This is a genomic window from Polynucleobacter sp. UK-Kesae-W10 (genome assembly GCF_018881575.1).
GTDB lineage: Bacteria > Pseudomonadota > Gammaproteobacteria > Burkholderiales > Burkholderiaceae > Polynucleobacter.
Map to the genome: position 1 here is coordinate 230870 of NZ_JACVQB010000001.1, position 21439 is coordinate 252308.

The 21439-nt window shown below is 46.3% G+C and carries 22 protein-coding genes; all 22 read left to right on the forward strand.

Annotated features, from left to right (window positions below; translation table 11 throughout):
* Window positions 1-113 precede the first annotated feature (113 nt).
* Window positions 114-1538: a chromosomal replication initiator protein DnaA gene (gene dnaA / locus ICN24_RS01250; RefSeq protein ID WP_255532523.1), complete on the forward strand. Its 1425-nt coding sequence runs from the start codon at window positions 114-116 to the stop codon at window positions 1536-1538.
* A 253-nt stretch (window positions 1539-1791) separates the two neighbouring features.
* On the forward strand, window positions 1792-2907 hold the full coding sequence (gene dnaN, locus ICN24_RS01255) for a DNA polymerase III subunit beta (protein WP_216220855.1): 1116 nt from the start codon (window positions 1792-1794) through the stop codon (window positions 2905-2907).
* An 11-nt stretch (window positions 2908-2918) separates the two neighbouring features.
* Window positions 2919-5417: a DNA topoisomerase (ATP-hydrolyzing) subunit B gene (gene gyrB, locus ICN24_RS01260; protein WP_216220856.1), complete on the forward strand. Its 2499-nt coding sequence runs from the start codon at window positions 2919-2921 to the stop codon at window positions 5415-5417.
* 2 nt (window positions 5418-5419) lie between these two features.
* Window positions 5420-5914 (forward strand): SET domain-containing protein, encoded by a 495-nt coding sequence (locus ICN24_RS01265; protein ID WP_216220857.1) that lies wholly within the window; start codon window positions 5420-5422, stop codon window positions 5912-5914.
* 8 nt (window positions 5915-5922) lie between these two features.
* Window positions 5923-6147 carry a DUF3717 domain-containing protein gene (locus tag ICN24_RS01270; RefSeq protein ID WP_216220858.1) on the forward strand — a complete coding sequence of 75 codons (225 nt, stop codon included), beginning with the start codon at window positions 5923-5925 and terminating at the stop codon, window positions 6145-6147.
* A 93-nt stretch (window positions 6148-6240) separates the two neighbouring features.
* Window positions 6241-7008 (forward strand): ABC transporter ATP-binding protein, encoded by a 768-nt coding sequence (locus ICN24_RS01275; RefSeq protein WP_216220859.1) that lies wholly within the window; start codon window positions 6241-6243, stop codon window positions 7006-7008.
* The gene (locus ICN24_RS01280) at window positions 7005-7706 is read left to right on the forward strand and encodes an ABC transporter ATP-binding protein (protein ID WP_216220861.1); all 702 of its coding nucleotides are present in this window, start codon (window positions 7005-7007) and stop codon (window positions 7704-7706) included. The genes ICN24_RS01275 and ICN24_RS01280 overlap by 4 nt, the downstream gene beginning before the upstream one ends.
* Before the next feature lie 22 nt (window positions 7707-7728).
* Complete coding sequence (locus ICN24_RS01285; RefSeq protein ID WP_216220863.1) at window positions 7729-8952, forward strand: ABC transporter substrate-binding protein; 1224 nt, start codon at window positions 7729-7731, stop codon at window positions 8950-8952.
* Between the two features lie 18 nt (window positions 8953-8970).
* Entirely contained in the window at window positions 8971-9891 is a 921-nt protein-coding gene (locus tag ICN24_RS01290) for a branched-chain amino acid ABC transporter permease (protein WP_216220864.1), read from the forward strand.
* A gap of 2 nt (window positions 9892-9893) precedes the next feature.
* A complete protein-coding gene (locus ICN24_RS01295) occupies window positions 9894-10823 on the forward strand; it encodes a branched-chain amino acid ABC transporter permease (protein WP_216220865.1) in 930 nt (309 codons plus the stop codon).
* Window positions 10824-10945: 122 nt separating this feature from the next.
* Window positions 10946-11683 (forward strand): TSUP family transporter, encoded by a 738-nt coding sequence (locus tag ICN24_RS01300; RefSeq protein WP_216220866.1) that lies wholly within the window; start codon window positions 10946-10948, stop codon window positions 11681-11683.
* Between the two features lie 106 nt (window positions 11684-11789).
* Window positions 11790-13712 (forward strand): tRNA uridine-5-carboxymethylaminomethyl(34) synthesis enzyme MnmG, encoded by a 1923-nt coding sequence (gene mnmG / locus ICN24_RS01305; RefSeq protein WP_216220867.1) that lies wholly within the window; start codon window positions 11790-11792, stop codon window positions 13710-13712.
* Window positions 13705-14376, forward strand: coding sequence for a 16S rRNA (guanine(527)-N(7))-methyltransferase RsmG (gene rsmG / locus ICN24_RS01310; RefSeq protein WP_216220868.1), 672 nt, complete (start codon window positions 13705-13707; stop codon window positions 14374-14376). The genes mnmG and rsmG overlap by 8 nt, the downstream gene beginning before the upstream one ends.
* Window positions 14377-14392: 16 nt before the next feature.
* Complete coding sequence (locus tag ICN24_RS01315; RefSeq protein ID WP_216220869.1) at window positions 14393-15163, forward strand: ParA family protein; 771 nt, start codon at window positions 14393-14395, stop codon at window positions 15161-15163.
* 20 nt (window positions 15164-15183) lie between these two features.
* Window positions 15184-16077, forward strand: a complete 894-nt coding sequence (locus ICN24_RS01320) for a ParB/RepB/Spo0J family partition protein (RefSeq protein WP_216220871.1) — start codon at window positions 15184-15186, stop codon at window positions 16075-16077.
* Between the two features lie 69 nt (window positions 16078-16146).
* Complete coding sequence (locus ICN24_RS01325; protein ID WP_216220873.1) at window positions 16147-16641, forward strand: ATP synthase subunit I; 495 nt, start codon at window positions 16147-16149, stop codon at window positions 16639-16641.
* A gap of 40 nt (window positions 16642-16681) precedes the next feature.
* Window positions 16682-17557, forward strand: a complete 876-nt coding sequence (gene atpB / locus ICN24_RS01330) for a F0F1 ATP synthase subunit A (protein WP_216220875.1) — start codon at window positions 16682-16684, stop codon at window positions 17555-17557.
* 44 nt (window positions 17558-17601) lie between these two features.
* Window positions 17602-17868 (forward strand): F0F1 ATP synthase subunit C, encoded by a 267-nt coding sequence (gene atpE / locus ICN24_RS01335; protein ID WP_011901869.1) that lies wholly within the window; start codon window positions 17602-17604, stop codon window positions 17866-17868.
* 63 nt (window positions 17869-17931) lie between these two features.
* Window positions 17932-18402: a F0F1 ATP synthase subunit B gene (locus ICN24_RS01340; protein WP_216220877.1), complete on the forward strand. Its 471-nt coding sequence runs from the start codon at window positions 17932-17934 to the stop codon at window positions 18400-18402.
* A gap of 1 nt (window position 18403) precedes the next feature.
* On the forward strand, window positions 18404-18940 hold the full coding sequence (locus tag ICN24_RS01345) for a F0F1 ATP synthase subunit delta (protein ID WP_216220879.1): 537 nt from the start codon (window positions 18404-18406) through the stop codon (window positions 18938-18940).
* A gap of 45 nt (window positions 18941-18985) precedes the next feature.
* On the forward strand, window positions 18986-20527 hold the full coding sequence (atpA, locus tag ICN24_RS01350) for a F0F1 ATP synthase subunit alpha (RefSeq protein WP_215348165.1): 1542 nt from the start codon (window positions 18986-18988) through the stop codon (window positions 20525-20527).
* A gap of 17 nt (window positions 20528-20544) precedes the next feature.
* Entirely contained in the window at window positions 20545-21414 is an 870-nt protein-coding gene (atpG, locus tag ICN24_RS01355; RefSeq protein WP_216220880.1) for a F0F1 ATP synthase subunit gamma, read from the forward strand.
* Window positions 21415-21439 lie beyond the last annotated feature (25 nt).

Sequence of the window (21439 nt, forward strand, 5' to 3'; positions counted from 1 at the left end):
ACCCTATTTTGTAAGGCTTTTTTAGTTTTATTCACAAGTTATCCACAGCTTTTCCACGCTTTTATAGCTTGTGGATAACTTTGGCGGGTGGCTACAATGGATCCTCCAAAAATATGAGCAACTTACAGAATCCCCCCGCCTTGAATTCAACCAGCCCACTGGGTTTTTGGGATAGCGCTATTAGCACCCTATCCCGCGAACTATCGCCCCAACAATTTAAAACCTGGATACAACCCCTAACACTCATATCCTTTGATGAGAGTGAACGCTTACTTACTGTTGGAGCCCCCAATAGATTTAAGTTGGATTGGATTAAGAAAACATTTGCCGATCGCTTCCAAGAGCTGGCATCTCAGTATTTTGCGGGGCCGATCACGGTTGGTTTTGCGCTTGCGGTAGAGGCCGCAACTTCCGTGACAACCAGCACGGCACCAGAAAATGTGGTGCTGACACCAGAGCCTACAGCGGAGGTTAGTCCAATAATTACGGTTGAGGAGCAGTCTTTTGAGATCGAAGACCATTCAAAACTGAACCCAAACCTCACTTTTGAAACGTTTGTAACCGGTAAAGCCAATCAACTCGCTAGAGCGGCTTCAATCCAGGTTGCCCACAATCCCGGCACCTCTTACAACCCCATGTTCTTATATGGCGGGGTAGGTTTGGGTAAAACCCACTTAATTCATGCTATCGGCAATCACTTACTAAAAGAGAAGCCAAATGCGCGCATTCGCTATATCCACGCCGAACAATATGTATCTGATGTTGTTAGGGCTTATCAGCAAAAAGCATTTGATCGCTTTAAGCGTTATTACCACTCTCTAGACTTGTTATTAATTGACGATATTCAGTTTTTTAGCGGCAAATCGAGAACCCAGGAAGAGTTTTTCTATGCATTTGAGGCGCTTTTAAGCAATAAGTCTCAAGTCATTATCACCAGCGATACCTATCCAAAAGAAATGGCGGGCATTGATGATCGACTGATTTCCAGGTTTGATTCTGGCCTAACCGTCGCCATTGAACCGCCCGAGTTAGAAATGCGCGTGGCGATTTTGATGAAAAAGGCTGCCAGCGAAGGCATTCCCATGAGTGAGGATGTCGCTTTCTTTGTTGCAAAGCATTTACGGTCTAATGTCCGCGAGCTGGAGGGCGCGCTTCGCAAAATCCTCGCTTTTGTGCGATTCCATGGGCGAGAAGTCACTATTGAGGTTGCTCGCACAGCCCTTAAGGATCTGTTGTCGATCCAAAACCGTCAGATTTCGGTTGATAACATCCAAAAAGCCGTTGCAGACTTCTACAGCATTAAGGTTGCGGACATGTATTCAAAGAAGCGTCCAGCCAACATCGCTCGACCCCGTCAAATTGCTATGTTTATGGCAAAGGAATTGACCCAAAAGAGCCTACCAGAGATTGGTGAGTTATTTGGTGGGCGAGACCACACAACCGTACTACACGCTGTTAGAAAGATTGGTGAAGAGCGTTCACACGACAGCCAACTCAACCATGAAATACACGTTATTGAGCAAACCTTGAAAGCGTAATTTTTTGCCTGTGGATAAGTCTGTGGCTAACCCTAGGGATAAGTTGGTGGATAAATTGTGGAAAGTTCTCGCTTCATGCAAAAATAGGGTGTTGAGAAAGAGTTATCCAATATTTATGCAGTCTTTATACAGAAGTTTTCCACAGGTTTTTGAACGTTTAATGTGTTGTTTTGTTTGAGGTTTTTGACTTATCCACGGAAAAGCGAAGCCTTATTACTATTACTACTAAGATATATACAAGGATTTAAAAGCAATGCAACTTGTTAACACCTCGCGCGATAACTTATTAAAACCACTTCAAGTGGTCAGTGGGATTGTTGAACGTAGACACACCCTTCCGATATTGGCTAATCTTTTATTTAAAAAGAATGGCGAAAGAGTTTCTTTTGTCTCCACTGATATTGAAATCCAAATCACTACCAATGCAAATTTTGGCGTTGGGTCCGAAGACGTCACCACAACAGTTGCTGCTAGAAAATTGTTGGATATTTTGCGTGCTTTGCCTGAAGGTCCGGTATCCCTAAACCTTAAAGACAACAAGATGGTTGTGCAAAGCGGTAAAAGCCGCTTTTCTTTACAAACACTTTCTGCAACCGAGTTTCCGGTAATGCAAAGCGTTGGAGAGGTTACAGCTGCATGGAAGATGTCACAAAAAAGCTTTCGACAATTAATTAGCCAAGTCCACTTTTCAATGGCGCAACAAGATATTCGTTATTACTTAAATGGCATGTTGTTGGTGGTTGAGGGTAAAGAGGTTGTTGCGGTTGCAACAGACGGTCATCGTTTAGCGTATTCACAAGTTGAGCTTGCGGAAGCCCCTACTGGCGCTGGTCAAAGACAAGAAATCATCATTCCTCGCAAAACCATTTTAGAGTGTCAACATTTGTTGGAAGACTCCGATGAGCCGCTTGAAATCAGCCTAACAGCAAATCAAGTGAAATTTGCTTTTGGTGATATTGAGCTGATTTCTAAGTTGGTTGAGGGTAAATTCCCAGATTTCCAAAGAGTAATCCCTAAGGGTCATAAAAATTCCTTAACAGTTGGTCGTGATGTGTTGCAGGCCGCCCTACAACGCGCGGCTATTTTGACGACAGACAAATTCAAAGGTGTTCGTTTTTCCTTATCCCCTAATCGCATTACTGTGCAATCCACCAATGCTGAACAAGAGGAAGCACAAGAAGAGATCGAAACTGAGTACAGCGGTGATGCTGTCGAGATTGGTTTTAATGTGAGTTACTTGTTGGATGTTTTATCGAACCTCAAGAATGAAAAAATTCAAATTAGTTTGGGCGATGCAAACAGTAGTGCGGTGATTACATTACCAGGATCAGAGAACTTTAAGTATGTAGTAATGCCAATGCGCATTTAATTTAGAAAAAAATGACTGAAGAAAAAAAAGTAGTAGAGCAGTACGGCGCTGCATCGATTCAAATCCTAGAAGGTCTTGAAGCTGTTCGTAAACGTCCTGGTATGTATATCGGAGACACTTCCGATGGAACGGGTTTGCATCACCTCGTGTTTGAGGTTTTGGATAACTCTATTGACGAAGCCTTAGCTGGTTATTGCTCTGAAATTACAGTAGTCATTCAAACCGACAATTCCATTTCAATTGTTGATAATGGTCGTGGCGTTCCAACAGGAATCAAATACGACGATAAACACGAGCCTAAACGTAGTGCTGCAGAAATCGTTATGACAGAACTGCATGCTGGCGGCAAGTTTGACCAAAATAGCTATAAGGTTTCGGGTGGTTTACATGGCGTGGGCGTGAGTTGTGTAAACGCACTTTCAAAATGGTTGAAGTTAACCATCCGACGCGACGGTAAAGCCCACTATATGGAGTTTGAGCGCGGTGTTATTAAAAACCGAAATGTGGTGGATGAGAATGGAGTATTGGTTTCTCCAATCACAGTAACTGGCGACACAGAGTTATCTGGAACAGAAGTTCACTTTTTAGCGGATGAAGAAATCTTCGGAAACGTTGAGTTCCATTATGAGATTCTGGTTAAACGTATTCGCGAGTTGTCATTTTTAAATAATGGCGTTCACATCAAGTTAATTGATCAACGCACTGGTCAAGAAGAAGATTTTGCCTTTTCTGGTGGTGTAAAAGGTTTTGTTGAATATATCAACCAAACTAAAAACGTCTTACATCCCAACATCTTTTATGCTGAAGGTGTTCGTCCTTCAGATTTGGGTGGACAAATTACTGCCGAAGTATCTATGCAGTGGAATGATAGCTTTAGTGAACAAGTTTTATGTTTTACAAACAATATTCCACAGCGTGATGGTGGTACCCATTTAACCGGCTTACGTGCCGCAATGACACGCGTCATCAATAAGTATATTGATGAAAACGAAGTTGCAAAAAAGGCCAAGGTAGAAATTTCTGGCGATGACATGCGCGAAGGTTTGGCTTGCGTCTTGTCTGTTAAGGTTCCTGAACCAAAATTCTCTAGCCAAACTAAAGATAAGCTGGTGTCCAGTGAGGTTCGTGGTCCAGTTGAGGAGATTGTTGCTGAGGCATTGAGTGCTTATTTGCAAGAGCGCCCAGCCGACGCCAAAATCTTATGTGGAAAAATTGTTGACGCTGCACGTGCACGTGAGGCTGCTCGTAAAGCGCGGGATATGACAAGGCGTAAAGGCGCCTTAGATGGACTGGGCTTGCCGGGTAAATTGGCAGACTGCCAAGAGAAAGACCCAGCCAAGTCTGAACTCTTTATTGTCGAGGGTGATTCTGCGGGTGGCTCTGCGAAGCAGGGCCGTGACCGCCGTTTCCAGGCTATTCTTCCTTTAAAGGGAAAAATTCTGAACGTAGAAAAAGCACGTTTTGACAAAATGCTGGCAAGCCAAGAGGTGGTAACACTTATTACGGTTCTTGGTACTGGTATTGGTATTGAAGAGTACAAGGCAGACAAACTCCGCTATCACCGCATCATCATCATGACCGACGCGGACGTCGACGGCAGTCACATTCGCACCTTGTTGTTAACCTTCTTCTATAGACAGATGCCTGAGTTAATTGAGCGCGGACACATCTACATTGCTCAACCACCACTTTATAAAGTGAAGTTTGGTAAGAGCGAGCAATACATTAAAGATGATGCAGAGCTCAATCAATTGCTTTTAAAAATCGCATTAGAAACCGCTTCTCTACAAACCCCATCCGGCGAGGTGATTGAGGGTGACTCATTAAATGAGTTGGCCAAACATTACCAAGTCATTCAATCTATTGTTGATCGCCTTTCCCGCACAATCGATGAAGATGCGTTGCGAGCCATTGCGTCTGGTACGCAGCTTAATCTCGATACCGAGAAATCTGCAAACGAATCTGCCGATCGCCTCAGACAGGCTTTGGCAGACTCCCTAAATCCTTTGGCTTTGCCACCAGAAATCATTGTGCAGAAAGAAGATCGCACAGAGCGCTTCCGTTTGTTGTTGTCACGCCGTATTCATGGCAACTTAAAGCTTTCAACTATTAACTCTGATTTTGTTCATGGCGATGATTACCAAAGCCTTGCGAATGCGGCTGCGGTTTTATCGGGCAAAGTCCTGCCGGGTACTAAAGTGCGTCGTGGCGATCCAGATAAAAATCAAAAAGAACAAACCATTAGCGACTTTAGAGGCGCGTTCTCTTGGTTGTTATCTGAGGCTGAGCGTGTCTTAAGCCGTCAGCGCTATAAGGGTCTTGGTGAGATGAACCCATCACAGTTGTGGGAAACCACAATGGATGCAAGTTCACGCACCTTGTTACAAGTGAAGATTGAGGACGCTATTGCTGCAGACCAAGTCTTTACAACGCTTATGGGTGACGAGGTTGAGCCTCGTCGTGCGTTTATTGAAAAGAACGCTCTTATTGCACGTAATCTAGACGTTTAAACATGGCATCTAAAAAATTAAAACCACCCAAGGTGGACCGATCTTCCATTATTGTGAAATCTTCACCGATTCATGGAAAGGGCGTATTTGTGGCCAAGCCCATTAAAAAAGGCCAAGCCATTATTGAGTACAAAGGTGAGCGTATTAGTTGGAAGCTCGCTGAAAAGCGCCACCCCCACGACCCTAAGGATCCCAATCACACCTTCTACTTTTCTTTAGAAGATGGTCGCGTTATTGATGCCAAATACGGTGGCAATGCCGCACGCTGGATTAATCACTCTTGCAAGCCTAGCTGTGAAACGCGCGAAGATAGTTTTAATGGAAAGCCGCGCGTCTTTATTTATGCAAAGCGCGCCCTCAAAGTTGGTGAAGAGTTGTTTTATGACTACTCTTTAGATGTTGAGGGCAAGGTCACGAAAGAGATGAAAAAAGATTATGAGTGTCGCTGTGGCGCGAAGAAATGTCGCGGCACAATGCTGGCGCTTGACGGTAAATAATTCGCCCTATGCTGTACATCACGATTCAAGAGCTCGAGGCGGCCATTAATTATTGGCGCAGCCAATCGCCTTCGGCGGGTGATGAGCTATGCCTATGTCCAGAAGCATCTGCACTGGCAAAGTCTTACGCCCTCATGATTATTCAGGGCGCTCAAAGATTGCCCATGGATGTTTTGGATGAGTCCGCAAGAGAAGCTATTCAAAAGTTCGTGAAAACTTCACAAAACTCCTAAGCGATAAACCCATAGCATTTAGGGTTATCGCTATATATAGCAACGCGGTCTTGAGTTATTCTCAATACCTTGCCCCAAGAAGGGGTAGAGGGTATGAGCTTGCAAGAAACAATCTTAAAAACAATCGGGCTGGGCAAATCCTTCAAAGGATTTTCTGCGGTAAGTGACGTTAACCTAGACGTTACTCGGGGAACTATTCACGCCTTAATCGGCCCAAATGGCGCAGGTAAAACGACCTGCTTTAATCTCCTGACAAAATTTTTAGAGCCCAGTAGTGGCCAAATTTTGTTTAATGGTTTCGATATCACCAATGAGGCGCCTGCACAAATTGCACGGCGCGGCGTGATCCGTTCGTTCCAAATTTCGGCAGTTTTTCCACATCTAACCGTCCTGGAGAATGTTCGTGTTGCACTGCAGCGAGGATTGGGCACGGAATTCCACTTCTGGAAATCAGGCGATTCTTTGAATGTCCTCAATGAGCGCGCCCAGGCGCTTTTACATGAGGTTGGTCTTGAGGCGTTTGCCCACGAAGAAACCTTGAACTTGGCTTATGGCCGCAAGCGGGCATTAGAAATTGCCACTACTTTGGCGATGGAGCCCGAGTTAATGCTCTTGGATGAACCAACGCAAGGTATGGGGCATGAAGACGTGGAGCGCGTTACCGAATTAATTGATCGTGTGGCGAAGGGCCGCACGATTTTGATGGTTGAACACAATATGAAGGTGGTTTCTTCAATTGCAGATCGCATCACTGTGCTGCAACGTGGGTCGATACTGGCCGAGGGTAGTTATCACGAAGTCTCAACCAATCCTTTGGTGGTTGAGGCTTATATGGGCAGCCACGGGGGAGAAGCGCTATGACCATGGCCCTCGAAGTTAAAAATTTAGAGTCTTGGTATGGTGAATCCCACATTCTGCATGGCGTGAATTTTGCTGTGCGTGATGGCGAGGTGGTAACCCTATTAGGTAGAAATGGTGCCGGTCGCAGCACTATTCTCAAAACCATTTTGGGCTTAACTAGCAAGAGAACCGGCTCGGTAGAGGTTTATGGGGCCGAGACGATTTCAATGCCAACCTACAAAATTGCTCGCCTAGGTGTTGGCTTCTGCCCAGAAGAGCGGGGCATCTTTGCTAGCCTAAGTACAGAAGAGAATTTGCTTCTATTGCCTGAAATTGCTCCGGGCGGCATGGGTTTGGATGAGATTTACGAAATGTTTCCAAATCTCTACGAGAGAAGAAATAGCCCGGGCACGCGTTTATCTGGTGGCGAGCAGCAAATGTTGGCCATGGCCCGCATTCTTAGAACGGGCGCAAAACTTTTGCTTTTGGATGAGATCACCGAAGGCTTGGCGCCGGTGATTGTGCAAAAACTAGGTGAGGTTGTTACGAGTCTGCGCAACAAGGGCTTCACGATTGTTTTGGTTGAACAGAATTTCCGCTTTGCTGCACCTTTGGCTGATCGCCATTATGTAGTTGAGCATGGCAATGTGGTTGAGGTGGTGCAGCAAAACGAGCTTGCTGAAAAAGCGGCCCTATTAAATGAGTATCTTGGTGTTTAGTGGTTTTATTTAGGAGATAACAATGAAGTTAAAGCAAATAACCGCAAGCCTGGTGGCAGCGACGATGTTCGCCTCAAACCCAGTTTTTGCACAATCTGGTTCTAAAGTTAGTGGTGACGTTGTCAAGATCGGTGTGTTGACCGACTTGTCTTCTACTTATTCTGATTTGGCTGGTCCTGGTGCGGTGATCGCCGCCAAAATGGCAATTGCTGATTTTTCTAAAGACGGCACCGTGATTGGCAAAAAGATTGAGCTAGTTAGCGCAGATCACCAAAACAAAGCCGACATCGCCGCCAATAAGGCGCGCGAGTGGTACGACAAAGATGGTGTGGATGTGATTGTTGAGTTGGTTTCAACCAACGTTGCCTTGGCGGTAATGGAAGTGGCTGAGCAAAAGAACAAGATCACCTTGGTTTCTGGGGCTGGTTCACTCCCAATCACCAACGAAAAATGTACAGCTAATAACGTTCACTGGACATACGACACTTATGCGCTATCAAACGGTACTGGTAAGGCTGTTGTAAAGCAGGGTAAAAAGAATTGGTACTTCATTACTGCTGACTATGCTTTTGGCGCCGCTCTTGAGAAAGATGCTACTGCTGTTGTAAATGCAAACGGCGGTAAAGTTTTGGGAACAAGTAAACATCCATTTCCTAACAGTGATTTTTCTTCATACTTGTTGAAGGCGCAAGCTAGTGGCGCTGATGTTGTAGCCTTGGCCAACGCTGGACAAGACACCATTAACACCGTTAAACAGGCCTCTGAGTTTGGAATTAACAAGAAACAAACAGTTGTACCTTTGTTGATGTTTATCTCGGATGTGCACTCTTTGGGTTTGAATGCTGCTCAAGGCATGTACCTTACAGAAGGCTTCTACTGGGATAAAGACGACAAAACACGTGCCTTCTCTAAGCGCTTCATCTTGCAACACAAGCGTATGCCAACCAGTGTTCAGGCTGGCGTTTACTCATCTGTTTTGGCTTACTTAAACGCCGTTCAAAAAGCTGGTACTGATGACACCCAGGCGGTAATGAAGGCCTTGAAGTCCACCAATATTGACGATGGTTTGTTCAAAGGCAAGATTCGTGCCGATGGTAAGTTTGAGCATGACATGTATTTGCTAGAGGTGAAAAAGCCAGCTGATTCTAAGAGCCCATGGGACTACTACAACGTTAAGGCGGTTATACCTGCGGCTGAGGCGACTTTGCCATTGTCTCAATCGAAGTGCAAATTAGTTAACAAGTAAGTTACTTAGAAATCAAGAATGTTTGAACTTCTCGGAATTACCCCTCAAGGGCTGGTTGCCCAGCTCTTGGTGGGGCTTATCAATGGCTCTTTTTATGCCATATTGAGTTTGGGATTGGCCATTATTTTTGGCCTTCTCAACATTATTAATTTTGCCCATGGTGCGCAATACACGATGGGCGCATTTATTGCGTGGATTGGTTTAACGCAAATTAGTCAGTGGTTAGGATTCCCTGAGCTGACGATTAATTACTGGTTTGCTTTAATCGTGGTTCCCTTGGTATTGGCGGGATTTGGTTTGATTCTTGAGCGCACGATGTTGCGACGCCTCTATCACTTGGACCATCTTTACGGCTTGTTGCTCACTTTTGGTTTGGCTTTAATCATTGAGGGTATGTTCCGTCATTGGTATGGTATCTCTGGTGAGAGCTATCCAGCCCCAGAGCTGCTTCAAGGCGCCATCCCCTTAGAGTCCATTGGCATCATTCTGCCTATTTATCGCTTATGGGTGGTGGTGATCTCGTTAACAGTTTGCTTTTCTACTTGGTACGTTATTGAGAGAACTAAGCTTGGGGCCTACTTGCGCGCCGGCACTGAAAACCCAAAATTGCTCCAGGCTTTTGGCATTAATGTTCCCTTGATGATTTCCTTGGCTTACGCATATGGTGTAGGTCTTGCTGGTTTTGCCGGCGTCTTAGCGGCCCCTATTTTTCAAGTAAACCCATTGATGGGTTCCAACCTCATTATTGTGGTTTTTGCGGTGGTGGTGATTGGCGGCATGGGTTCAATCATGGGCGCCATCTTGACTGGTCTGGGCTTAGGTCTGGTTGAGGGTCTCACCAAAGTGTTTTATCCAGAAGCTTCTGGCGTTGTGATTTTTGTGATCATGGCAATCGTGTTGTTGATTCGTCCTGCTGGACTATTCGGGCGGGAAAAATAATCATGAATCCAAAAACAAAATTGTTGTATGGCATCTTGGTTTTAATTGCGCTTCTATTGCCTTTCCAGGACTTCATTTATCTTGTGTTTGCGATGAAGGTGCTTTGTTTTGCACTTTTTGCCTGCGCGTTTAATTTGCTATTGGGTTTTACTGGCCTTCTATCTTTTGGTCACGCAGCATTCTTTGGAACGGCCGCCTACATTACAGCTTATTTTTGCAAAGAGATGGGCCTTTCTCCGGAGTTTGGAATCATATTGGGGGTTATCGGATCTGGGGTGCTCGGCTATCTCATTGGTTCTTTGGCCATTCGTCGCCAAGGCATTTATTTTGCGATGGTTACCTTGGCACTGTCCCAAATGATCTATTTCTTGGCCGTTCAACTGCCTTATACCGGTGGCGAAGATGGTATCCAGGGCGTTCCTCGCGGCATGTTATTTGGCTTGATCGATCTCAAAGATGACGTTGCCATGTATTACTTTGTATTGGCCGTTTTCTTGTTTGGTTTTGCCTTGATCATGCGCGCAGTTCACTCTCCATTCGGCCAAGTCCTCAAAGCCATTCGTGAAAACGAACCTCGCGCAATCTCTCTGGGTTACGACGTGGACCGCTTTAAGCTGATGTCTTTTGTGCTCTCCGCCGCCCTGTCTGGTTTGGCTGGCTCAATGAAGTCATTGGTATTCCAATTGGCGACATTAACGGATGTTCATTGGCACATGTCGGGCGAAGTGGTGTTGATGACATTGCTTGGTGGCATGGGAACCATTCTTGGTCCAGTGGTTGGTGCTGGCATCGTTGTTGGTTTGCAAAACTACCTTGCTAACATTGGCTCATGGAGCACGATTGCGACAGGATTTATTTTTGTAGTTTGCGTACTAGCATTCCGACGTGGCGTTGTTGGTGAAATTGCCGCGCACTTTAAAAACAAAAACTGAGTTTTTTGTTTTTCCTTTTATTATTTGGTTTTAGTACGGCGCGCTTGAAAAGCGCCGTACTCATTTAAATAAAAGAGACGCTCATCGAATTTTCAATTTATATCTGGCCATTGCTTTTAGCGATGGCTTTTTTTGCGGGACTGGTGGATGCAGTTGCTGGCGGCGGCGGCTTGATTCAAGTACCAGCGCTGTTTGCCGCCTATCCCGATGCCCCACCTGCCACCCTATTGGCAACCAATAAGGTTTCTGCTGTTGGCGGAACCTTAAATGCCGCGCGCAGATATTTACGACACGTTGCTTTGCCTTGGGCGATAGTGGGCCCGGCAATTATTGCGGGCTTCATTGGCTCTTTGGCGGGTGCAAATGCGGTCAGTAATTTTCCAGCGGAGCCTTTACGCAAAGCGCTGCCCTTTGTTCTGTTGTTCTTATTGTTGTACACCTGGTTTCAGCCATCACTTGGAGAGGCGCATGCGCCAAAAGAGTCAAGCCGGATCCAGCAAATCAAGGGCGTGGTTTTGGGTTTGACGATTGGTTTTTACGATGGCTTCTTTGGTCCCGGCACCGGCAGTTTTTTATTGTTTGGGTTTGTGCGCTTTTTTGGCTTTGATTTCTTGCACGCTTCTGCTGCCACCAAGTTGGTGAATGTTGCGACGAACTTAGCTGCGATTTTGATGTTGGCCAGCTTGGGTCAAATTAATTGGCCGCTTGGCTTTGCCATGATGATCGCCAACATTGCAGGCAGTCAGTTTGGAAGTCGCCTGGCAATTCAGCATGGCAGCGCCTTTGTGAGAAAGGCGTTTTTAGTCATTGTCAGTGCGTTGATTCTAAAATCCGCCTGGAACGCCTATTTCATTAATTAAATCAGTCACTTATAGAACACGCCGTTGTTTTTGAATGATTTTTTCATGTTTTGTTTCACGTGAAACAAACAAAATGCTATGATCATCGCCCTATCTGAGGCAAATCATGCGTTATTCCAAAAGTTTCGATGTCATTGTTGTTGGAGGCGGTCACGCTGGGACCGAGGCCGCCCTTGCGGCCGCCCGCATGGGTTGCGACACCCTCTTGATTACCCATAGCATCGAAAATTTAGGTGCTATGAGCTGCAACCCCTCCATCGGTGGAATTGGTAAAGGCCATTTAGTCAAAGAAATTGATGCCATGGGTGGCGCTATGGCGGCAGCCACGGATGAGGCGGGAATTCAATTTCGAATTCTGAATTCCAGCAAAGGACCTGCTGTGAGAGCAACTCGCGCCCAGGGTGACCGCGTTCTTTATAAAGCCGCCATTCGTCGTCGCTTAGAAAACCAGCCGAATTTAAGTCTTTTCCAGGCTGCAGTAGACGACCTTCTGGTGCAAGGCGATGAGGTTCGGGGTGTAGTAACCCAGATGGGTCTTGAATTCATGGCTAAAAAGGTGGTTTTGACAGCAGGAACCTTTTTAGATGGAAAAATTCATGTTGGCTTAAACAATTACGCAGGTGGCAGGGCTGGCGATCCGGCAGCCGTTTCGCTATCTGCCCGCTTAAAAGAATTAAAACTCCCCCAAGGAAGACTAAAGACCGGGACTCCACCGCGCATTGATGGCAGAACAATCGACTTTTCCGTCATGCTTGAGCAGCCTGGCGACCTAGACCCCTTGCCGGTTTTTTCTTATTTGGGCCGTCCTGAGCAGCATCCTAAACAGGTTCCCTGCTGGATTTCTCATACAAATGAGAAAACCCACGACATTATTCGTGGGGGCCTAGATCGCTCCCCTATGTATACGGGAGTTATTGAGGGTGTTGGTCCGCGCTACTGCCCTTCTATTGAAGACAAAATTCATCGTTTTGCCTCTAGAAATAGCCATCAGATCTTTTTGGAGCCAGAGGGCCTGACAACGAACGAGTTTTATCCCAACGGAATCTCAACCAGCCTTCCTTTTGATGTTCAGTGGGATTTAGTGCGCAGCATACGCGGTCTGGAGTCTGCAGTCATTGTGCGCCCAGGCTATGCAATTGAGTATGACTTCTTTGATCCCCGCCATTTGCGCCACAGTTTAGAGACCAGAGCCATTGCGGGCTTGTATTTTGCCGGTCAAATTAATGGCACTACAGGTTATGAAGAGGCTGCAGCACAGGGCATGTTGGCTGGCATTAACGCTGGCCTGGCCGCTCAGGGCAAAGAGCCTTGGCTACCCAAACGAAGCGAGTCCTATATTGGCGTTTTGGTTGATGACTTAATTACCCGGGGTGTGCAAGAACCCTATCGGATGTTCACCAGTCGCGCTGAATACCGCCTCAGTTTGCGTGAAGACAATGCCGATATGAGATTAACCGCTATTGGCCGCAAATTGGGTTTAGTAGACGATCATCGTTGGGAGGTGTTTTGTAGAAAACAGGACGCTGTTTCACGTGAAACATCTCGTTTGCAAGATATCTGGGTGGGCCCCAAGCATGAGGCAGCCCCCTTGGTTTCTCAGTTATTGGGCCAAGACCTCTCGCATGAGTGTAGTTTGGCGGAGTTATTGAGGCGTCCGGGCGTTACCTATGATGCAATTACTGCGCTGGGTGATGGATTGTGGTCCCCTGGTGTTTTGGATGATGACCTTGGTCTGGCTGCTCAAATCAGCGACCAAGTAGAGATTTCAGTGAAATACCAGGGATATATTGATCGTCAGGCAGTTGAAATTGCGCGCCAAGAACATAACGAGACCTTTCCGCTTCCAGAATCCTTGGATTATGGGCAGGTGCTTGGCTTATCCAAAGAGGTCCAGCAGAAGTTGAATCTGCACAAACCGGAAACGCTTGGTCAGGCTGGCCGAATTTCTGGCGTAACTCCGGCAGCACTATCTCTTTTATTGGTTCATCTTAAAAAGGGCTTGGGCCGCACCCAAGAAACCCATGAGTGAGGGCCTGCTCTCCCTTGGTATTGAAGAGCTTGGTCTGGAATTAAGTCCGGCCAATATTGCGGATTTAGAACTTTTTTTGCAAGAGATGGGTCGCTGGAATCAGGTTCATAACCTGACGGCAATTGAAGGCGAAAAAGATTCTGTGCGGCTGCATCTCATTGATTCTGTTGCAGTTTTGCCTGTGTTGAGGCAGTTTTTGAGAGCTGCCTCCCCTAAGATTGCGGATCTGGGTTCTGGGGGTGGATTGCCTGCTATCCCGATCGCAATTGTGCAGCCTGAATGGCGCCTAACCTTGATTGAGGCGATCCGCAAGAAAACTGCATTTTTGCAGCATGTGCGCGGAAAGCTGAAGCTCAAAAATATCGAGGTGCTCAGTGAGCGCGTGGAAGATGTTGCGGTGCAGCAACCGGGGCAATTCGATGCCGTCATTTCTCGTGCCTTCACAAACCTAGCCCGTTTTTTGGAATTGGCATTGCCATTTTTAAAGCCCGATGGCTTGGTATTTGCTATGAAAGCGAAGCGCGCTGATGAAGAAATGCAAGATGTTTGCATGGATGATTGGCGCTTGGTAGCCGACGAACCTCTTCATATTCCCAATTTAGCGGTGGAGCGACGTCTTTTGGTGCTGACCCCCGTGAGAAAATCTCCCTCCCCTCTTGAGTAAAACCCAAAAAGTAGCCATGGCAAAAATTTTCTGTATTGCAAATCAAAAAGGCGGAGTTGGTAAAACAACTACAGCCGTCAACTTGGCAGCGGGTTTAGCTGGGCTTAAACAGCGCGTTTTGCTGGTGGACTTAGACCCGCAGGGCAATGCCACGATGGGGTCAGGTGTTGAAAAGGCGGATCTTAATACAAGTGTTTATCAGGTGCTTATTGGTCTTGCATCTGTTCAGGATTGTGCTCAACGATGTGAGAGTTCCGGTTATGACGTGCTTCCAGCAAATCGGGATTTGGCTGGCGCTGAAATTGAGTTAGTAGATTTAGATGCGCGCGAGTCTCGTCTGAAAGATGCACTGGCACAAGTTGCAAATGATTATGACTTTGTACTAATTGATTGCCCGCCAGCTTTGTCCTTGCTAACGCTCAATGGTTTATGTGCAGCTAACGGCGTAATCGTGCCAATGCAATGCGAATATTTTGCATTAGAAGGCTTATCTGATTTGGTAAACACCATCAAACAAGTTCACGCAAACTTGAATCCGGATTTGGTCATCATTGGTTTGTTGCGCGTGATGTTTGATGCGCGCATGACCTTGCAGCAACAAGTATCTGAGCAACTGCTTGAGCACTTTGGCGACAAGGTGTTTAAGACTATTATTCCGCGCAATGTTCGCCTCGCTGAAGCCCCATCCTATGGGCTGCCTGGGGTTGCATTTGATAAATCATCACGCGGCGCAAAAGCCTATTTAGAGTTTGGTGCCGAGATGGTCGAGCGCATCAAGCACATGTAATTATTGAAGAAGAAAACATCATGGTCGCTATTAAGAAAAAAGGTTTGGGTAGAGGTTTAGAGGCGCTGTTGGGCGAAAAGACTCCTACCAGCAGTTCATCCACTGCAGAAATTAATCGCCTGCCTTTGACGGCGCTGCAAGCGGGCAAATATCAACCGCGTCAAAAAATGGAAGCGGGCGCTTTACAAGAGTTAGCCGAAAGCATTCGTGAACAAGGTGTGATGCAACCTTTATTGGTCCGCTTGGTTGGTGCGGGTAAGTATGAAATTATTGCTGGTGAGCGCCGCTTCCGGGCTGCCACTATTGCAGGCCTTAAAGAGGTTCCTGTTTTGGTGTCTGGGGCCGATGATCAAGCAGCGGCGGCAATGGCACTTGTGGAAAACATGCAGCGCGAGGACTTAAACCCGCTTGAAGAGTCACAAGGTTTAGCCAGATTGATTGAAGAGTTTGGTTTTACCCATGAGCAAGCTGCAAAAGCTGTAGGTAAATCGCGCAGCGCCATTACCAATTTATTGCGCTTAGCCCAGCTAGCCAAGCCCGTCCAGGCGATGCTATTGGCTGGCGATATTGATATGGGCCATGCTCGCGCTCTATTGCCTTTACCGGGCGCTAGCCAGGTGGCTTTGGCCCAAAGAATTTCCGCTCAAGGCTTGTCAGTGCGCGAGGCAGAAAGAATGACGGCAGCTTTGGTGATTGCCGGGGGTCAAATTGGCGACAAAAAAGCTAAAAATAAGCCTGGTGGCTCCGCCCCAAGTGCCGATCCAGATATGCGTCGCCTGACACAGGAAATTGCAGATTTAATTGGCTTGAGCGCAGAATTTAAGTTCAAAGGCAAAGGCGGAGAGCTAAGAATTAGCTTTAGCCAGTTTGACGAGCTTGATTCCTTATTAAAAAAGTTGGGTATTGAGTCTTAAATTGCATTCAAAAATGTCCCCAAATCCTTTGACATATTGCACTGCACACATTAAACTTCCGGGGCTAAATTGATTCCTCAAAAAAATCAATATTCCGAGGTGGATGCATGGGATGAGCCCGAAGAAGAGGCGTATCGGGTTTACAGTAAAGAAGAAATTGTTGCGTTGCAGCAAAGTAATGCGCAAAAGTACCGCACTCTTTCTCCTTGGAAAATTTTATTGGCCCAAATGCTGATAACGGTAGTCAGCATGGTGTTTTGGTCAATTTTTGGGGAGCCGGTAGGGGTAAGCCTTTATACTCAGTCGGCCTTTTTAGGTGGTTTAATTAGCGTCTTGCCTACGACCTTGTTTTTAACGAGATTAGAGTTGGCAAAAAAATCGCAAAGATTGAATCCAGGAAGATTTTTGGCAGCATTGGTTTCGGGCGAGTTTTTAAAAATCGTCACGACATTAATGTTGTTTATAGGGATTGCGTATTACGTCCCTGGCGTGCTGTGGGTCCCCTTGTTGGTGACTTACTTGCTAGCCTTGAAGTGTGTATGGCTAGCGTGGTTGTGGCGCTAAGTAGTGACAATTGAGATTGAAACAAAGGACCAGTTAAGAGATGTCTAGCGAAGTACACCAAGCCCACGAGGCAGCAGAACAAATGACGCCAACGGCGTACATTTCTGAGCACTTACAAAACCTCACCAGCACTGGTGAGCATCAGTCTTCCATTATTGATTTCAGCATTATTAATTTAGATACTATTTTTTGGGCCTCTTTAATGGGCTTGATTGCTGTATTTATTTTGTTGATTGCAGCGCGTCGCGCTACTCCAGGTGTTCCAGGCCGCTTCCAATGTTTAGTGGAAATGGTTGTTGAGATGGTTGACACTCAAGCTAAGAGCATTGTTCATGGCAACCGCACTTTCATTGCGCCGCTTGCACTCTTCGTATTCTTCTGGATCATTCTTTTAAATACGCTCGACTTAATCCCAGTGGATTGGGTTTTGGGTGTGAATCACTTCATTGGTAATTTTGGCGGCCATGTGCCCCATAACCGTATGGTTCCGACCACTGACTTAAACGCGACAATGGGCATGTCTTTGTCAGTGTTGGTATTAGTTTTCTTCTACAGCTTCAAAGTCAAAGGTTTTGGCGGATTCTTGCACGAGCTCATTTCTGCTCCGTTTGGCGCCAAGTGGTACTTAGCACCATTTAACCTTGCATTGAACATCATTGAGTATTTGGCAAAAGGCGTTTCTTTGGGAATGCGACTTTTTGGCAATATGTACGCTGGTGAGCTGGTCTTTTTATTGATCGCTTTGCTTGGTAGCGTATGGACCTTTAATTTAGATTTAACCCTGTTCGGTTTGGTGGGCCATGTTATTGCTGGATCAGCTTGGGCCATCTTCCACATTTTGGTTATTTTGTTGCAAGCCTTTATTTTTATGATGTTGACCTTGGTCTACATCGGGCAAGCGCATAGCCATCACTAAGATTTATTTTTAACTTACCTCTTTTAACTTCAGGAGTCAGCAACATGCAAGCATTTTTAGCAACTATTCAAGGTTCAACAGCTATCTGTATCGGCATCATCATCGGCCTCGGCGCGATCGGTGCTTGTTTGGGTATCGCATTGATGGGCGGCAAATACATCGAAGCTTGTGCACGTCAACCAGAATTGATGGAGCCACTCCAAACTAAGATGTTCCTTTTGGCTGGTTTGATCGACGCTGCGTTCTTGATCGGCGTTGGTGTTGCAATGTTGTTTGCTTTCGCAAACCCACTGCTCGCAGTTATTAAGTAATTGTTTTGGCGTGGATGACCAACGGGTCATCCAACTGTTCTCAACAATACTGAAAGGAATATCGTGAATCTGAACGCGACCCTATTCGCGCAAATGATCGTTTTCTTCGTCTTATGGTGGGTTGTTGCACGCTTTGTGTGGCCACCACTGGTTAAGGCGTTAGATGAGCGTTCAAGCAAAATTGCTGATGGTTTAGCTGCTGCCGAGCGTGGCAAAGAAGCACTCGCGCTGGCAAGCAACGAAGCAGAGCAAGAATTACACAAAGCACGCCAAGAAGGTGTTCAACGTGTTGCTGAAGCGGAAAAACGTGCGCAAATGTCTGCGGAAGAAATCCGCGCTAACGCACAAGCCGAAGCAGCCCGAATCATTTCTCAAGCGCAGCAAGATGCGGCTCAACAAGTTACTCGCGCACGTGAAGTATTGCGCGCTGAAGTTGCTCTGCTTGCTGTTAAGGGTGCCGAGCAAATTTTGCGTCGTGAAGTTGATGCAAAAGCGCATGGCCAATTACTTGACCAACTAAAGGCAGAACTTTGATATGGCTGATTTAGCCACTATTGCACGTCCTTATGCTGAAGCGCTTTTTCAAAGCGCTAAGCCAGCTGAGCTTGCAGGTTGTTTGGAGCAACTAAATGAATTGGCGCAGCTTGCTGCTTTGCCAGAAGTTGCTGCTTTATCAAACAACCCAAAAGTTTCCGCTGATGATTTGAGTAAATTGCTTTCTGGCATGGTGAAGACCAAATTAGATGGCAAAGTTGCCAGCTTTTTAAATCTTGTAAATCAAAACCACCGCTTAGCAGCCGTTCCTGAAATTGCGCATCAATTTGAAGCAATGAAGAACAAGAGCGAAGGCGCAGCAGAAGTAAACATTACTAGCGCATTTCCTTTAGAGGGATCCGCGTTAAATGATTTGTTGTCAAGTTTGAAGAAGCGCTTTGGGGGTAAGGAATTGCGCCCAACTATTCAAGTTGATCCATCGTTGATTGGCGGAGTTCGCATTCAAGTTGGTGATGAAGTAATGGATAGTTCAGTTAAGGCCCAGTTAGCTCAAATGCAAGCAAGCCTTGGCGCATAAGTGATCCCTATTAAGAACATACGAAATAAGACCCAGGAGTAAGTAATGCAACTCAACCCTTCCGAGATCAGCGAACTGATCAAAAGCCGAATTAGCGAATTGGGCGTTGACTCCCAAGTTCGCAACGAAGGCACTGTAATTTCAGTGACCGACGGTATTTGCCGCGTACATGGCTTGTCAGGCGTGATGCAGGGCGAAATGTTGGAGTTCCCTAACAACACCATCGGCCTCGCATTGAACCTTGAGCGTGATTCTGTTGGTGCCGTAGTGTTGGGTGAGTACACCCACATTAAAGAAGGCGACCCAGTGAAATGTACTGGCCGCATTTTGGAAGTTCCAGTTGGCCCAGAGTTGCTCGGCCGCGTTGTAAACGCACTTGGTCAGCCGATTGATGGCAAAGGCCCAATTAACACTAAGTTAACTGACTTTATTGAAAAAGTTGCTCCTGGCGTTATCGCACGTCAATCTGTTAGCCAACCAGTTCAAACTGGTTTGAAGGCGATTGATGCGATGGTTCCAATTGGCCGTGGTCAGCGTGAGTTGATCATTGGCGACCGTCAAACTGGTAAGACAGCAGTTGCAGTTGACGCGATCATTAACCAAAAAGGTAAAGGCGTTTATTGCGTTTACGTGGCGATCGGTCAAAAGGCTTCTACTATTGCTAACGTTGTTCGCAAGCTCACCGAATTGGGCGCGATGGAATACACCGTTGTTGTTGCAGCAAGTGCTTCTGAGTCTGCAGCAATGCAGTATCTCTCTGCATACGCTGGTTGCACCATGGGTGAATACTTCCGTGACCGTGGTGAAGATGCTTTGATTGTTTACGATGACTTGACCAAGCAAGCAGTTGCTTATCGTCAAATCTCCTTGTTGCTCCGCCGCCCACCAGGCCGTGAAGCATATCCTGGCGACGTGTTCTACCTCCACTCACGCTTGCTCGAGCGCGCTGCTCGTGTAAATGCTGAGTATGTTGAGAAGTTCACTAACGGTGCAGTAAAGGGCAAAACTGGTTCTTTGACCGCATTGCCAATTATTGAAACTCAAGCTGGTGACGTTTCTGCATTCGTTCCAACCAACGTAATTTCGATTACTGACGGCCAGATCTTCTTGGAAACTGACTTGTTTAACGCTGGTGTACGTCCTGCGATTAACGCCGGTATTTCTGTTTCCCGCGTTGGTGGTGCCGCACAAACTAAAGTGATTAAGAAATTGTCTGGCGGTATTCGTACCGACTTAGCGCAATATCGTGAATTGGCAGCGTTTGCTCAGTTCGCATCTGACCTTGACGAAGCAACCCGCAAGCAACTCGAGCGTGGTCGTCGTGTTACTGAATTGTGTAAGCAAGCTCAATACAAGCCACTCCAAGTTTGGGAAATGGCTGCTTCACTCTATGCTGTGAATAACGGCTACTTCGATGACCTCGAAGTGAAGAACGTATTGGCCTTCGAAAAAGGTTTGCAAGACCATTTGAAATCTAAGTACGCTGACTTGGTTGCGCGTATTGAAGAGACCAAAGACTTGAGCAAAGATGACGAAGCTGCTTTGCGTGCTGCAATTGAGGATTACAAGCGTTCCGCCTCTTTCTAAGAGGGCTCGCATAAATCATGGCAAGCACAAAAGAGATACGATCTAAGATCAAGAGCGTGCAAAACACGCGCAAGATCACGAAGGCAATGGAAATGGTCGCCGCATCCAAGATGCGTCGCGCCCAGGAGCGCATGCGTAACGCACGCCCATATGCTGAAAAAATTCGTGAGATTGTTGCCAATCTTTCAAAAGCAAATCCTGAGTTCCGCCCTGCTTACATGGCAACTCGTGAAGTGAAGAAAGTTGGCACGATTTTGGTTACGACAGACAAGGGCCTGTGCGGCGGTTTAAATACCAACGTCTTGCGTTTGATTGCTAACCAAGTGCGCGATTTGCAAGAAAAAAATATTGAGATTGCGTACACCGCAATTGGTTCAAAAGGTTTGCAATTTTTGAATCGCTCAAAAGCAAAACTCATTTCTCAAACAATCCAAATCGGTGACACACCGCATATGGATGTTTTGATTGGCGCAATTGTTACCCAATTAGAAGCGTTTGAGCGTGGCGAGATTGATGCCGTTTATTTGGCATACACCCGCTTTGTAAATGCAATGAAACAAGAGCCTGTTTTAGAAAAACTCTTGCCTTTGGAGCCAGAAGCTTTGACTCCGCAAGAGAAAACAGGCAATTCTTGGGATTACATCTACGAACCTGATGCAGAGTCTATTTTGAATGGCCTGCTAAAGCGTTACGTTGAAGCCATGATTTATCAGGCGGTTGCTGAAAATATGGCTTCTGAGCAGTCTGCACGCATGGTCTCAATGAAGGCCGCTTCAGATAATGCGAAGAACGTAATTGGCGAATTGCAATTGGATTACAACAAGACACGACAGGCTGCTATTACCAAAGAGTTGTCAGAAATTGTTGGTGGAGCGGCTGCGGTTTAAGCGGTCAGCGTTTAGGAATACGAAA